The 14,873-nt window shown below is 66.0% G+C and carries 10 protein-coding genes; 6 read left to right on the forward strand and 4 right to left on the reverse strand.

The genetic code is table 11. The features are described 5' to 3' along the window. Positions 1-167: 167 nt before the first annotated feature. From ACE3TJ_RS12880 to ACE3TJ_RS12895, 4 genes are read right to left on the reverse strand one after another with little or no spacing between them, the layout of a single operon-like run. Positions 168-2,456, reverse strand: coding sequence for a molybdopterin cofactor-binding domain-containing protein (locus tag ACE3TJ_RS12880; protein WP_374596734.1), 2,289 nt, complete (start codon positions 2,454-2,456; stop codon positions 168-170). Beyond that, positions 2,453-2,911: a (2Fe-2S)-binding protein gene (locus ACE3TJ_RS12885; protein ID WP_374596736.1), complete on the reverse strand. Its 459-nt coding sequence runs from the start codon at positions 2,909-2,911 to the stop codon at positions 2,453-2,455. The genes ACE3TJ_RS12880 and ACE3TJ_RS12885 overlap by 4 nt, the downstream gene beginning before the upstream one ends. 58 nt (positions 2,912-2,969) lie before the next feature. After that, the gene (locus ACE3TJ_RS12890) at positions 2,970-4,568 is read right to left on the reverse strand and encodes a hypothetical protein (RefSeq protein WP_374596738.1); all 1,599 of its coding nucleotides are present in this window, start codon (positions 4,566-4,568) and stop codon (positions 2,970-2,972) included. Between the two features lie 11 nt (positions 4,569-4,579). Next, positions 4,580-6,133 carry a serine hydrolase domain-containing protein gene (locus ACE3TJ_RS12895; protein WP_374596740.1) on the reverse strand — a complete coding sequence of 518 codons (1,554 nt, stop codon included), beginning with the start codon at positions 6,131-6,133 and terminating at the stop codon, positions 4,580-4,582. A 246-nt stretch (positions 6,134-6,379) separates the two neighbouring features. On the opposite strand from ACE3TJ_RS12895, the gene ACE3TJ_RS12900 reads away from it, so the two are divergent. From ACE3TJ_RS12900 to ACE3TJ_RS12925, 6 genes are all read left to right on the forward strand, one after another. Continuing rightward, entirely contained in the window at positions 6,380-8,581 is a 2,202-nt protein-coding gene (locus tag ACE3TJ_RS12900) for a TonB-dependent siderophore receptor (RefSeq protein ID WP_374596742.1), read from the forward strand. An 84-nt stretch (positions 8,582-8,665) separates the two neighbouring features. Then, the gene (locus tag ACE3TJ_RS12905) at positions 8,666-9,739 is read left to right on the forward strand and encodes an isocitrate/isopropylmalate dehydrogenase family protein (protein ID WP_374596745.1); all 1,074 of its coding nucleotides are present in this window, start codon (positions 8,666-8,668) and stop codon (positions 9,737-9,739) included. Continuing rightward, positions 9,736-10,137 carry a cupin domain-containing protein gene (locus ACE3TJ_RS12910; RefSeq protein ID WP_374596747.1) on the forward strand — a complete coding sequence of 134 codons (402 nt, stop codon included), beginning with the start codon at positions 9,736-9,738 and terminating at the stop codon, positions 10,135-10,137. Before ACE3TJ_RS12905 ends, ACE3TJ_RS12910 begins: the two co-directional genes overlap by 4 nt. Next, complete coding sequence (locus ACE3TJ_RS12915; protein ID WP_374596749.1) at positions 10,134-10,937, forward strand: class I SAM-dependent methyltransferase; 804 nt, start codon at positions 10,134-10,136, stop codon at positions 10,935-10,937. Before ACE3TJ_RS12910 ends, ACE3TJ_RS12915 begins: the two co-directional genes overlap by 4 nt. Beyond that, positions 10,934-13,468 carry an aconitate hydratase AcnA gene (gene acnA / locus ACE3TJ_RS12920; protein ID WP_374596751.1) on the forward strand — a complete coding sequence of 845 codons (2,535 nt, stop codon included), beginning with the start codon at positions 10,934-10,936 and terminating at the stop codon, positions 13,466-13,468. The genes ACE3TJ_RS12915 and acnA overlap by 4 nt, the downstream gene beginning before the upstream one ends. A 77-nt stretch (positions 13,469-13,545) precedes the next feature. Beyond that, a complete protein-coding gene (locus tag ACE3TJ_RS12925; protein ID WP_374596753.1) occupies positions 13,546-14,859 on the forward strand; it encodes a CitMHS family transporter in 1,314 nt (437 codons plus the stop codon). Positions 14,860-14,873: the final 14 nt, after the last annotated feature.

The raw sequence follows: 14,873 nt of genomic DNA on the forward strand, positions 1-14,873 counted from the left end.
TCCTTTTGATTTTCCATTTCCCAGAAAAATCTTATTTTGATTATGAGAATGATTTTCGATTTCGATTTCTATTTAGAAATATACGAAAGATGCTCTCAATATTCGATCGAGAACCGAAGAAAATTCGATCGCCCTGGCTCCCGTCCGAACTTCCGCCTTATCATGCGCTAAATTTTTAATTGCTCTCTGATTGGCAGTGCTCTGATGCGTTTTCCGGTTGCGGCGTGGATCGCATTGCAGAGGGCGGGGGCCACCGGAGGCACGCCGGGTTCGCCGATGCCGCTTGGGGGTGCGTTCCAGTTGCCGCCGCCGACGAGGTGGACTTCCGTGATCTTCGGGGCGGCATCGATGCGGGTGAGTTCGTAGCCGTCGAAGTTGTCCTGCTGGACGCGGCCCGCCTTGAAGCTGATCTCGCCGAGCGTGGCGAGGCTGATCCCCATCACCACCGAGCCTTCCATCTGCGACCGGATCCGGTCCGGGTTCACCTGCGGGCCGCAGTCGACCGCGATGTCGGCGCGCGCGACGGTGAGCTGACCGCCCGTGACCGAGACCTCGATCGCGCAGGCCGTGTAGCTGACGAAGCTGTAGTGCGCGGCAATGCCGAGCCCGCGGCCCGCAGGCAGCGTGCGGCCCCAGCCGATGCCTCTGGCGGCGGCATTGATCACCGCCTTCAGCCGTGCGGTGTCGAGCGGATAGCGCGCCGGGTCCTCGCCGTAGTTGGTGGTGTCGCCCATCGCGCGCGGATCGATCGTGCGGTCCGGGCCGATCAGTTCGAGCAGATAGTCCTTCGGGTCGCGTCCCGCCGCATGGGCAAGCTCGGCGACGAACGACTGTACCGCGAACGCGTGCGGGATGTTGGAGACCGAGCGGAACCAGCCGATGCGCGTGTGTGCGGTCGCCGCGCAGGTCTCGGCGCGGAAGTCGGGAACCGCGAACGCGACGTTGCGCAGCCCCATGCCCTGCTCGAACGGCAGCTGGTGCTTCGGGTCCGGCCCGAAGATCGAGCCGATCGAAGGCGCCGCGCTCCGGTGCCGCCACACCACCGTGCGGCCGGCCGCGTCGAGTCCGCCCTCCAGCCGCTCGATCGAGACGGTGTGGAAGTAGCTGTGATGGAGGTCGTCCTCGCGCGTCCACACCACCTTCACGGGCTTGCCGCCCGCCGCGCGGCTGAGCAGCGCCGCCTCGAGCACGTAGTCGGGCTTCGACTTGCGCCCGAACCCGCCGCCGAGCAGCGTCTGGTGGATGGTCACATCGGCGACCGGGATCTTCAGCGCTTCGGCGATGAGGTCGCGCGCCGCCTGCGGGTCCTGCGTGCAGGCCCACGCCTCGCAGCGGTCCGCGCCGGTCCGCGCGAGCGCCATCGGCGGCTCCATCGGCGCCTGCGCGAGATGCGGGATATAATACTCGGCTTCGATGCGCTTCGCGGCCTTGCCGAGCGCGGCCTCCGCATCGCCGTCGCTGCGCGAGACCTGACCCGGCGCGCGCGCCGCGCGCTCGAGCTCTGCGCGGTAAGCATCCGAGTCGTAGGCGGCGTTCGGCCCGTCGTCCCACGCGATGGTGAGCGCCTCGCGGCCCTTGATCGCCGCCCAGGTGTTCGCCGCGAGCACGGCGACGCCGCCGAGCGGCTGGAACACGGACGGGAGCGTCGGCGCGGGCAGATCGACGATCTGAACGACGCCGGGCACCTTCAGCGCCGCGGCCTTGTCGACGCTCTTCACCTTGCCGCCGTAGACGGGCGGCCGCGCGATGACGGCGTAGAGCATGTCCGGCAGGCGCGCGTCGATGCCGTAGCCCGCGCGGCCCGTCGTCATGGCGACGCCGTCCGCGGAAGCCACGTCGCGGCCGATGTAGCGGAACGCCGCCGGTGCCTTCAGCGTCACCGTGTCCCGATCGGGCACGGCGAGCGCCGCGGCGTCCTTCGCGAGCGCGCCGTAGCCGAGCCTGCGGCCGCTCGGGCGGTGCACGACCTCGTGCAGGCTTGCGGCGACCTCGCCGACGGCGACGCCCCAGCGCTTCGCGGCCGCCTGCTCCAGCATCGTGCGCGCCGCGGCGCCGCAGCGCCTGAGCGGCGTGAACAGGTGGCGCATACTGCGCGAGCCATCCGTATTCTGATTGCCGTAGCGCGCCTCGTCGCCCTGGGCCTGCTCCACGCGCACGCGGCTCCACTCCGCCTCGAGCTCGTCGGCGATCACCATCGCAAGGCTCGTGCGGATGCCCTGGCCCATCTCGGCGCGGTGGCAGGTGATGGTCACCGTGCCGTCCTCGCCGATCGCCACGAACAGCGCCGGGTCGTCGCGCCAGCCGCCGGACTGCGCATCGGCGCCGTACTTGGGCGCGTCCGCCGCCTGTGCCAGCACGGTGCGCGGCAGGCCCATCGCGAGCACGAACGCGCCGCCTGCACTCAGAAGCCCGCGGCGGCTGATGTTGTCGATCCGGTCGAACGTCTCGGCCTTCATGCCTCCACTCCTGCCGAACTGGCCGCCTTGATCGCGGCGCGGATGCGCGCGTAGGTGCCGCAGCGGCAGATGTTGCCGCTCATCGCGGCGTCGATGTCCGCGTCGGTGGGCTTCGGCGTCTCGGCGATGAGCGCCGCCGCCTGCATGATCTGGCCCGACTGGCAGTAGCCGCACTGCGCGACGCCGTGCTCGCGCCACGCGCGCTGCACCGCATGGTCGCCGTCCGCCGACAGCCCCTCGATCGTCGTCACCGACTGACCCTCAACCGCCGACATCGGAAGCTGGCACGACCGCATCGCCGCACCCTCCACATGCACCGTGCACGCTCCGCACAGGCCCGCGCCGCAGCCGAATTTGGTGCCCGTCAATCCCGCCAAATCTCGCACATACCAGAGAAGCGGCATGTCGGGATCGCCGTCATACGCATGCTTTTTGCCGTTGATAATCAATTGCATAGACCGACCTCCGCACCTTCAGTCTACCGCTGTTTGCCCGCCGGTGGATACCGGGAAATCACGGCCGCGGCGCCGATGACGCCTCCCACGCATCTTCGGTCGTCGCGACAAGATCTTTCATCGTCACCCACGGGCGCCCCCCGGGCACATTGTGTGCGCCGCGGATCGCGGCCAGAGCGAAGGCGCGCAGGCGTTCGCGGACGCGCGTCTTCTCCGCGTCGGGCCAGGTCTCGAACGGGTGCGGTCCGCGCACCACGACAAGCTCCTTAAGCCCCGGCACGCGGTCGTAGGAGGCGACCGTGCCTTCAAGGCTGGCGGCATAATCCCAGAGCCCGCGCGCGAAGAACGCGGCAGGCCATGTCTTCATGCCCGCAAGGATCGCCGATCCGGGGAAGAACACGATGTTGTGCTCGATCTGGCTCGCGCCGATGAACAGGCCGCGATCCTTGCCGAGCCCGCGTTCCTCGTCCTCGGGCGTCGGCGTCGCGGAGACAAAGCCGGGGCCGCTCGTAAATTCCGCCATCAGCATCGCGCCCTTGATGGACGGGTCGCGGCGGGGCGGCGTGCAGACGATCTCCGGAAGGTCGTAGCTGCAATCCCTGTCGAAGTTCATCGTCATCGCCCAGCCGGTCGCCATCGTGCCGCGCGAATTGCCCAGCAGCAGCGTGGGCAGTTCACCGGTCTTGCCGCGCAGCGCGCGGGCGGCATCGGCGCCCGTATGGAGCCTGCCCTTCGGCGACAGCGCGCGCATCCCGTCGCCCGAGCGGAGACTGGCGAGCGCCGCGAGCAGATCGCGGCCCTGCTGCAGCGTGTTGGTGTCGCTGTAGCCGCTCGAAACGCCGACGCCGCGCCGGTCGTAGGCGAGCACGTCGAAGCCTGCCGCATTCAGCATCGCCATCAGCGATCGCCACCCCGCCTGGCCGGGCGAGCCGGTGCGCGCGTTCGGGAACGCATTGATCGCTGTTTTCCGGGTTTCGGGATGGACGCTGTAAAGCCGGTCCTCGGGATGGTCGATCGCGGCGAGGCGGGTGCCGCCGCCGCCGCTCATGACGATGAGCGCGCGGACCGTGCGACCCTTCGCGTCCGGCACGCCGCGCCCCTGCATATACCAGCCCCGGAGTTTGACCGACGCTTCGATACCCTTGTGGATACGCTCGTGCGCTTCGGCGGGGGCGGTGAACTCGACCGTGTAGGTGTTCGCTTCGACAGCCGCGATCGGTTCGCGATAGGGCGCCTGCCCGAAGAACGCCGGACGCCGGATCGCCGCGAGATCGGCTTTTTCGTCGGTCTTGCCGAGCAGGTGGCGATGGCGGGGATCGGTGATGCGTTGCTCGCGGTTGGGCGGCTTCCGGCGATTGACGACCGGCGACACCCGCGCGGCGCACAAGGGATCGGCCTTGCACTCTAGCCAGCGCGCGCGGAGCACGGGCTCGGCAAATTCATCGACGTAGAAATCGCCCTTGCAGTCGGCCGGCGGGCGCGCGCCGACAGTCGTGAACGGAACGCAGACTTCCGCGCCCGTCTTTGAAGCGATGAGATAGCCGGGCAGCATCATGTCGCGGTCATAGGCGACATAGGTTTCGCATTCGGGCGGCGGAAAGCGCTCGGCGCCGGCCGTCCCGCCCATCATCGCGAACAACAAGGCCGCGGGCAGCATGGCGATCGCCCTCAGCCGAGCGTCGAACGGACGGTGGGGAGCGACATCGCCGCCGAATTCACGTTGACGCTGCGATCGAAGCTCATCGCATCACCGTCGAACCGGCACACCACCGTGTCGCGGAAGGCCGTTTCGGCGAACTGCCAGATCATCTCGAACGTATCCGGCGCGGTCCACCGGCCACCGGCGACGACGACCATGGAGTCGGGCTGATACTGATGATGAAGCTTGTTGCCGGTCATACTCGTGCTGCCCTCGATCCAGCGGCCGAGACCGACATCGACGCTGTGCTCCCCGCGCGCATCGCGCATCGTGAAGCGGCAGCGATCACCTTCGAACATGAAACCGAAGCTTTCGATGCCCTCGGCGTTTTCGGCCACCCTGAAGCGCTTTCCCGAAATCCGCGCCGCCACAGGCGATGTCGTGGCGGGAAGTGCAGGGAGTAACGACAACGCGTGTGTGCGCTCCACAAGCGCCGTGTAGGCGCTGTCTTTCTGCGGCAGGCTCGCGGCGCCAAAGGCGGCAGGGAAGTGCTTGTCGACGATCGGAGAGAGCATCTCGCTCTTGCGGATCGCGCCGGTGACGGCGAGCACGGCGTCGTGATCGGGGAACACGATCGACATCTGCGTGAACAGGCCGACCGCATAGTATGTGTTGTTCGCGCCGATCCACCACTGGTAGCTGTATTCGCCCTCTGCCACCTGCGGCTTGCTCACTGCCTCCACCCATGCGGGGGAGAGGATCTGCTGCCCGTTCCAGCGGCCCTTCTGCGCGTAAAGCATCCCGAGCTTGAGCGCGTCTGCGGTCTTGAAGGTGAGGCCGTTGCCGCCCGGGTTGATGCCGCCGGGGCCGACATCCCAGCTGAGCCCGGTGATGCCGAGGGGCTTGAAGAAGCGCGGTTCCATATAGTCGCGGAGCGTCTGGCCGGTCAGCTTGGTGACGATGGCGGAGAGCATGAAGCTCGCCGCGCTCGAATAGACAAAGCGCGTGCCCGGCTTGTGAACGACCGGAACCTTGAAGAATTCCGCGACCCAGCTCGTCTTGATCTGCCGCCATACGGAGCCGGAGATTTCCTCGGCGTGGCCGGTGCGCATCGTCAGCAGGTCGCGCACGGTCATCGCGGCGAGGTTTTCGTTCACTATTGGCGGAAGCTCGTCCGGGAAGAAGGAGATCACCTTGTCGTTGATGCCGAACAGGCACTCGTCCATCGCGATGGCGACGCCAGAGACGGCGACGCTCTTCGTAAGCGAGTGCATCATGTGCGGCCGGCCCGCGCGGTAGGGCGCCCACCAGCCTTCGCCGATCACGTCGCCGCCGCGCGACAGCATGAAGCTGTGCAGCTCCAGCCCGGCACCGCGCACCTCGTCAAGGAATGCAAGGATCGCTTGCGGATCGACGCCGTGCGCTTCAGGGCGGGCGCGGGGCAGGCCGTCGATGGGCGATACGGCCAGCGCCGCCACACGCGCGCACGCGGCAAGGCCCGGCAGTGCGAAGAGGCCGGCGCCGCCAAGCGTCCATCCGGCGAAGCGCCGCCGTGAAAGGCCGAAGGTATCCGCTGTTTTCAAGAATCGTCTCCCCGCGGCACGTGATGCCGTTCCTCCACACTAGCCTAGGAAAGCAGTCTGTCGCCAAGCTGTCACCCGCGCGACACGGGCGAGACAGGTTTGTGACAGCTAAGCCCGAATATCGTCCGCTCGACATCGGCGTCCGCGCATCGCGGCGTACCGGTTGCGAGTCGAGGCGTGCCGATTGCGCGCGCCCGTAAATGGGGAAACGGCCGCTTTCGGGTGGCGATAAAAGGGGTGCAAGGAATGGCCACGAAGTGGAAATGGATTGCCGGTCTCGGCGTCAGCGGAATTGCGATGGCAGCGGCTGGCCAGGCGATGGCGCAGCAGGCCGAATCCGATACGCAGTCGGGTCTGGTGCTTGAAGAAATCGTCGTCACCGCCGACCGTCAGGACAGCTACGGCGCGGATTTCGTGCAGGCGGGCAGCTTCCGCGGCGCGCGCCAGATCGATACGCCGCTCACCGTCAGCGTGATTTCCGAGCAGGTGCTGAAATCGCAGCAGGCGCAGAGCATTCTCGATGCGCTCCGCAACTCGCCGGGCGTCACCAGCTCGCAGACGAGCCCCACAGTTTACAACAACCTCTCGATCCGCGGCATCCCGGTCGAAAACCGCGGCAACTACCGCCTGAACGGCTCGCTGCCGATCGTGAACCTCATCGACCTGCCGCTTGAAAACAAGGTACGCGTCGAAGCGCTGAAGGGCGCGTCCGCGCTCTATTACGGCTTCACGACGCCGTCCGGCATCATCAACCTCACCACCAAGCGCCCGACGCTCGATCCGGTGCTGGCTGTCTCGGTGAACGGCAACGATCACGGCCAGGTGCAGGGCCATATCGACGCGGGCGGCACGTGGGGCATCCTCGGCGTGCGCGGCAACCTTGTTTACGGCACGGTCGATTCCGGCATCGACAACACGTGGGGCCGCCGCAGCTTCCAGTCGGGCGCCTTCCAGCTCGATCCTTCGGACAACCTCCAAATCAACCTCGACGTCGAGCATATCTCGAAGGAGGTGACGGAGCCGACCGTCATTCAGGGACGCACGGCGGCCGCATCGCTGATGACCGTGGTTCCAAACCTGCCGCGCGCATCGAGCAATCCCGGTAGCAAGGGTTTCATGAACCGCGCCGATGCGACAAACGTGCTCGGGCGTGTATCGTGGAAGATCACGCCCGCGTGGAACCTCGTCGCCGAAGGCGGTATCTCCTACGTGGAGCGTGATCGCCGCTTCAGCCGTCTAGCCAACTTTGATCCTGTCACCGGCAATGGCGTGTTGACGATGGGTGCTGCCGACGGTCAGCTTTACCGCAACAAGAACGGACGCATCGAGCTGGCAGGCACTTTCGCGACCGGTCCGGTGATTCACGAGCTGATGATCGGCGCATCGAAGAATATCCGTCGGCAGTACTCGCCGCTAACCGTGTCGTATCTCTCGGGCGGTGCGGGTTCCAACGCGAACTGCGTCGCGATCGGCCTTGCTGCCGGCTGCGTGCAGAATCTCTACAACCCGGTCGATCTCAACGACATCCGCTACAGCGGCGGGTCGCCCTATGATCCGACACGCGACACCTCGATCAAGGACACGGGCTTCTACGCCTTCGACCGGATGCGCTTCGGCGGTCCGAACGACGATATGTTCAGCGTGCTCTTCGGTATCCGCAAGTCGATCTACAAGGAAACCGTGGGAACTGTCGCCGGTCCGGACGTGGAGACATTCTCCGACAAGCCGATCTCACTTTCCGGCGGTGTCGTGTTCAAGCCGAAGGAATGGATCAGCACCTACGCGACCTATATCGAGGGCCTCGAATCGACTCCCGGTGCGCCGATCGGCACGGAAAATCAGGGTGAGATCCTGCCTGCCAGCAACTCAAAGCAGTATGAGGGCGGCATCAAGATCGAGCCGCAGAAGGGGCTGTTGTTCACGGCGGCGTATTTCGACATCTCGCGTCAGCTGACCTACACGAATGCTGCCAATTTCTTCGTGAAAGATGGCAAGGCCACTTACCGCGGCTTCGAATTCAGCCTGACCGGGGAAGTGACCCCCGACCTTTCGATCTATGGATCGGCGTTGTTCCTGCGCGCCAAGCAGGGTGAGACGGCGGATACCGCGCTCATCGGCAACCGCATCGAAAACACGGCGAAAACGCAGTGGTCAGTGTCCGGCGAATATCGCCTGACGCAACTCGCCGAAGGTCTCGCGATCAATGCGGGCGCCTATTACACGGGCGCACGTGCGATCAATCCGCAGAACTCGCTCTTCCTCCCCGGCTACACGCTCTTCGATCTTGGCGGGTCGTACGCCTTCGAGATCGGCGGCGTAGGGATGACTGCGCGCGTCAATGCGCAGAACATTACGGGCAAGAAGTATTTCGCATCCACGAGCAGCAACTACATCGCCTTCGGTGCGCCGTCGGTGATCAAGTTCTCGCTCACCGCGAATATCTTCTGATCGCAGGTTGAGTTATCACCTTCCGGCCGGTGTCCTCCTGCTGGCGGCACCGGCCGGCTTATGTCGACTGTAACGGATAATGCCATGAATCTCCTCCTGCTTCCCGGCGACGGCATTGGTCCTGAAATCTCCGCAGTAACGCGCAAGGTGCTCGAGGTTCTGGCAGGAGTATGCGGCCTTCCGATCACGATCGAGGAGCGTGCGATCGGTTTTGCGAGCCTTGCGGACTCCGGCACGACGCTGCCAACCGGTGTTCTGGAACGCATACCGGAGGTGGACGGCGTCATCCTCGGGCCTGTCTCGCATTTCGATTATCCGCCGCGCGAGGCGGGCGGCATCAATCCTTCGGCGGCGCTGCGCACGCATTTCGCGCTCTACGCCAACATCCGGCCGTGCCGCTCGCGACCGGATCTCACCATCCTCCCGAAACCCATGGATCTCGTGATTGTCCGCGAGAACACTGAAGGCTTCTATTCCGACCGCAACATGCACGCGGGAAGCGGCGAGTTCATGCCTGACGAGGACATGGCGCTTTCCATCCGCAAGATCACCGCGAAAGGCGCTTCCCGGGTCGCACGCGCCGCATTCGCTCTGGCGCGCACGCGCCGGAAGAAGGTGACGGCCGTGCACAAGGCGAACGTGCTGAAGCTGTCGGATGGCCTCTTCCTGCGCGAGGTGCGGAAGGTCGCCGCCGAATTCCCCGACGTGGAGTTGGAGGAGGTCATCGTCGACGCCGCCGCTGCGCTGCTGATCCGCAGCCCGGACCGGTTCGACGTGATCGTCACCACCAACATGTTCGGCGACATTCTTTCGGACGAAGCCTCTGAGCTCAGCGGTAGTCTTGGCCTCGGCGGATCGATCAACGCCAGCGACGATATCTGCGTCGCGCAGGCACAGCACGGCTCCGCGCCCGACATCGCGGGCAAGGGGATCGCCAACCCCACGTCGCTGATCCTCTCGGTAGCGATGCTGCTCGATTGGCTGGGCCGGAAGCACGAGCGCAGTGATCTCGTCTCCGCCGCTGCACGGCTCGAAGCGGCCGTCGAGGATGCGCTGAACGATCCCGCCACGCGCACGCGCGATATCGGCGGCACGCTTGGCACAGCCGAATTCGGCGATGCGGTCTGCAGCGCGGTCCGCACACGGAGTCAGAAATGAACGCCGTACTGCTGCAACCTGAAGCGCTCGCCGTGCGGGATCGCGGCGGGGGCATTCGCACGCGGCCGATGGTGACGGCGAAGGTCGGTTCGCGGCAGATGCTGAACGGCGTCACCGTCATCGATCCCGGCTGCGCGGTGCCGCTCCATATCCACAATTGCGAGGAAAGCGTGCTCGTGCTTTCGGGTGCGGGCCGCGCGCATATCGATGGCACGGAGCATGATGTGCGTCCGCGTAACCTGACGTGGATTCCGGCGGGCGTGCCGCATTTCTTCCGCAACGTGTCGGATCGCGAACCGCTTGAAATCTTCTGGACCTACGCGTCGATCGACGCGACGCGGACGATCGTTGCGACGGGCATCACCACCCGCATCGACGAAGAGCACGGCGAACGATGACCGCCGATAGCCAGCTTGTCGGGCGGCACATCTTCGGCGCGGATGCGGAAGGTTATGCCAGTGCGCGACCGCACTATCCGGAATCGCTTTACGCCGCGCTCGCGGCTGAAGGCGCGCTCGTCCCCGGCGCTGATGTTTTCGAGATCGGACCCGGAACCGGACAGGCGAGCCGGCGGCTGATCACGGCGGATGTCGGTTCGCTCACGCTCGTCGAACCCGATCCCGTGCTCGCGGGCGAACTCGCATCGCTGGGCCATCCTGTTCGCGTCGTCAATGCACCGCTTGAAGATGCGGGGCTTGCCCCGGAGTCATTCGATCTTGGCGTTGCCGCCACCTCGTTCCACTGGGTGGATACATCGCGCGGGCTTTCGATGGTGCGTGATCTCCTGCGCCCCGACGGTGTCTGGGCGATGTGGTGGACCGTGCTTCACGATCCCGAAGCCGATCTGTTCAGCCGGGCGGTGTTGCCGCTTCTGAAAGATGCCGAACTGCCGCCTTCACTGCGTGGGCCTGAGCAGCGGCACTATTCGCTATGGACGGACGATCGCCTCGCCGAACTGCGCGCGGCGGGCTTCATGCACGCCGCACATCAGATGCATGAAATGACGCTGCGGATAACCGCGGCGGAGATGCGCGCGCTCTACGCAACCTTTTCGATGATCCGTCGCATGGAGCCGCAATTGCGCGCGCGTGTTCTGGCGGGGATCGAGGCTGTCGGCGAACAGGGCTTCGGCGGCGTCATCGAGCGCCGCTTCCGCATTCCGCTGTTCCTCGCGCGCAAGGCGCCAGGGGCCGCATGATCCCGCCGGCTGGGCCGCCGATGATGGTGGACCTCCCCGGCGCGCTCGGCGCGCGGCTGCGGCGTATGCCGTGGGTGCATCGCATTCTCGCCGAGAATCTACTTCGTCGCCGCGTGGTGGACGCCGATGCCGATCACGCGGTGGTAGAGTGGCTGGAGCGCGGCGACCGGACCGTGGAATTGCCCTTCGTGCCCGCGCGCCTCCTGATGCACGACACGACCTGCGGCCCCGCGCTTGTCGACCTTGCCGCGATGCGTTCGGTGATTGCCGCAGAGGGCGGAGACCCGCGCCGGATCGTGCCCGGCCTTCGTGTCGATGTTTCCACCGATCACAGCATCGCGGTGGACAGCTACGGAACGCGCAGCGCGCTTGCCGCCAATCTCACCACCGAGATGGCGCGCAACGCCGAACGCTTCGGGCTGATGAAATGGGCGGACAATGCCTTCCCCTCGCTGCACGTGCATCCGCCGGGCACCGGCATCATGCACACGATCAACCTCGAACGCCTCGCCACCGTGGTCAGCCGCGAGACGTGGCAGGGGCGCGAATGGCTGTTTCCGGATACGCTGATCGGGACGGACAGCCATACGCCGATGATAAACGGCATCGGTGCGCTCGGCTGGGGCGTCGGCGGGCTTGAAGCCGAAAGCGTGATGCTCGGCATGCCGGTGACGCTGCGCGTGCCGGAGGTGGTCGGCGTGCGCCTGACGGGGCGGCTCCATCCCGGCGTGACGGCGACGGACCTTGCGCTCACCGTTACCGAAATGCTGCGCGGCGTGCGGCTCGATGGGCGGTTTGTCGAGTTCTTCGGACCGGGCGTTTTGACGCTCTCGGCGGGAACGCGCGCGGTCGTTGCGAACATGGCGCCCGAGTTCGGCGGCGCGACGGGGTATTTCCCGCCGGACGCTGCCGTGATCGCCTATCTGCGCGCGACCGGCCGCGCGTCTGCTCATGTTCGGCAGGCGGAGGATTATCTCCGCCGCCAGCAGCTCTGGTTCGATCCGGGTGCGGCGCCGGATTATGATCTCGTGCTCGATCTCGATCTGGATGCGGTGGTGCCGAGCCTCGCCGGGCCGCACCGCCCGCAGGACCGGATCGCGCGCGGCGCAACGTCGGCATCAGGTGAGAAACGCCCCGTCGCGATCGCAGCGATCACGAGTTGCACGAACACATCCGATCCGCGCCTTCTCGTCACCGCCGGGCTTGTCGCGCGCGCGGCGGTGGCGCGCGGTCTTTCCGTGCCCGCATGGGTGAAGACGAGCCTTGCACCCGGCTCGCCCACCGCCGCCGCGCTCCTCGAACGGGCCGGGCTGCGCGCGCCGCTCGAAGCGCTCGGTTTCGCGATCGTCGCTTACGGCTGCACCACCTGTATCGGCAACAGCGGGCCATTGTCGCTTGCCATGGATGCGCTGATGGAAGAGGGCGCGAAGCCCGTCGCGGTGCTGTCGGGCAATCGCAACTTTCCCGGCCGCGTGCATCAAGCGGTCAGCGATTCGTATCTCGCGGCACCGCCGCTTGCCGTTGCCTATGCGCTCGCAGGCGATTTCAATATCGGCATCGAAGTCGATCCTCTTGGCACCGCGTCTGACGGATCGCCCGTCTTTCTCCGCGACCTCTGGCCTTCCGAAAGCGAAATCGACACTGCGCTCGCCGCCGCCGCGAGGCCCGACGATTTCGACGCGGCCTATGCCGCTGCCGAGGCCAGCTCAACCTGGATGGCGCTTTCTGCGTCGAAGGAACCGCTCTATCCGTGGAATGAGGCTTCGACATATCTGCGGCCGCCGTCCTTCGTTGCGCGCGATGCGCAATCACGTCTGGGTCATTACACAGCGTGGCCACTGCTCGTTCTGGGCGACGACATCACGACCGATCATATCTCGCCCGCCGGCGCGATTCCCGCGCGCGGCGAAGCGGGCCGCTGGCTCGTTGAACGCGGCGAGCGGCCAGACGATCTCAACGTCTTCTCCGCGCGGCGCGGCAATTGGGAGGTGATGCTGCGCGGGCTGTTCACGAACCCGTCCGTCCGCAATCTGCTTGGCCCCGATATCCCGGCGGGGTCGACAATCCATGCGCCGAGTGGCGAAGTGCTGCCGCTCTGGCAGGTCGCTGCCCGCTATGCGGCGGCGGGAGAGGCCGTCGTCGTCGTCGCGGGCGATCGCTACGGTATGGGCTCGTCGCGCGACTGGGCGGCGAAGGGCCAGTATCTGCTCGGCGTGCGCGCCGTGCTTGCCGTGGGTTTCGAGCGCATCCACCGCTCGAACCTCTGCAACATGGGCATTCTACCGCTGGAATTCCCCGCCAATGTGCACCCGGCATCGCTTTCCCTCGGCACCGGGGATCGCATCGAGATCGACATGCCCGGAGATGCGCTGGCGCCGTCCGCGCCGTGCACCGTCCGCGTGCTGTATGCTGATGGTCGGATCCGCGCCTTCACGGCGCGCGCGGCGGTGGAGACGGGCGCGGAGGTCCGCGTGCTCGCGGCGGGCGGTCTGCTGCCGCTGATGCTTCGCGCGTCACTGACAGCTTCGTGAAAGACAAAGATGCCTAGGATGATGCAAACAATGGGACTGCCCCCACGTCGGCGGGCACTGAGGGGAATCGCCGGCTGATGCTTTCCATTCTCGCCTTCGGCATGGTCGCCACGTTCATGACCCTGATCATGACGAAGCGGCTGTCGGCGATGATAGCGCTCATCATCGTACCGACCGTGTTCGCATTGATCGCGGGATTCTCGGCGGGCCTCGGCGAGATGATGCTCGCAGGCATCCGGGACATCGCGCCCACGGGCGTGATGCTACTGTTCGCGATCCTCTATTTCGGCATCATGATCGATGCCGGGCTTTTCGATCCGCTGACGCGCAAGGTGGTGGAGCTCGCCCACGGCGATCCCTTGCGGATCACGATGGGCTCGGCGATTCTCGGCCTCATCGTCGCGCTCGATGGCGACGGTACCACCACCTACATGATCACGCTCTCGGCGCTGCTGCCGCTCTACAGGCACATGAAGATGGATGTGCGCGTGCTCACCTGCATCCTCATCATGGCGGTCGCCGCGATGAATCTGGTTCCGTGGGGCGGGCCGACTTCGCGCGCGGCGATCGCGCTCGGCGTCGATCCGCGCGCGTTGTTCCTGTCGCTGATCCCGCCCGTACTCACCACGGTCTGCTGGGTGCTGTTCACCGCGTGGATGCTCGGGCGCGCCGAGCGCAAGCGCCTCGGCATCACAGAGCGCGTCGCGATGCCGCTGCCCGGCCAGCTCGATCTCTCGACGCCCGACAGCGACGGTACGCCTTCCACGCGCCGCCCGCGCCTCTATTGGTTCAACGCCGCGCTCACCGCCGTGCTTATGGGTATCCTGCTGTTCGGCGACGTGCCGCTGCAGGTGCTGTTCATGGTCGCCTTCGCGATCGCAGCGATGGTCAATTATCCGCAGGTGGAGATGCAGCGCCAGCGGGTCGCCGCGCACGCCTCGAACGCGCTCGCGACAGCGGGCCTCGTCTTCGCCGCCGGTATCTTCACCGGCGTGCTTTCGGGCACCAAGATGGTCGATGCGATGGCGAACACGGTCACGGGCGTCATCCCCGATGCGCTCGGGCCCTACATGGCGCCGATCACCGCGCTCGTCAGTATTCCCTTCACGGTGCTGATCTCCAACGACGCCTTCTATTTCGGGATGCTGCCGGTGCTCGCGCAATCGGCGGGGCATTACGGCATTACCGCGATGGAGATCGCGCGTGCCTCGCTTGTCGGCCAGCAAATCCACCTGCTGAGCCCGCTCGTCGCCTCGACCTATCTGCTGGTCGCGACTGCGGGTGTGGAGCTTGGCGACCACCAGCGTTTCACGATGAAGTGGGCGCTTGGCGCCTGCGCGGTGTTCATGCTCACGTGCCTGCTGCTCGGCCTGTTTCCCTGGTACGCGTAAACGGCGGTCGTTCT

This window comes from Sphingosinicella sp. (assembly GCF_041916975.1).
In the GTDB taxonomy this organism is placed as follows: domain Bacteria; phylum Pseudomonadota; class Alphaproteobacteria; order Sphingomonadales; family Sphingomonadaceae; genus Sphingosinicella.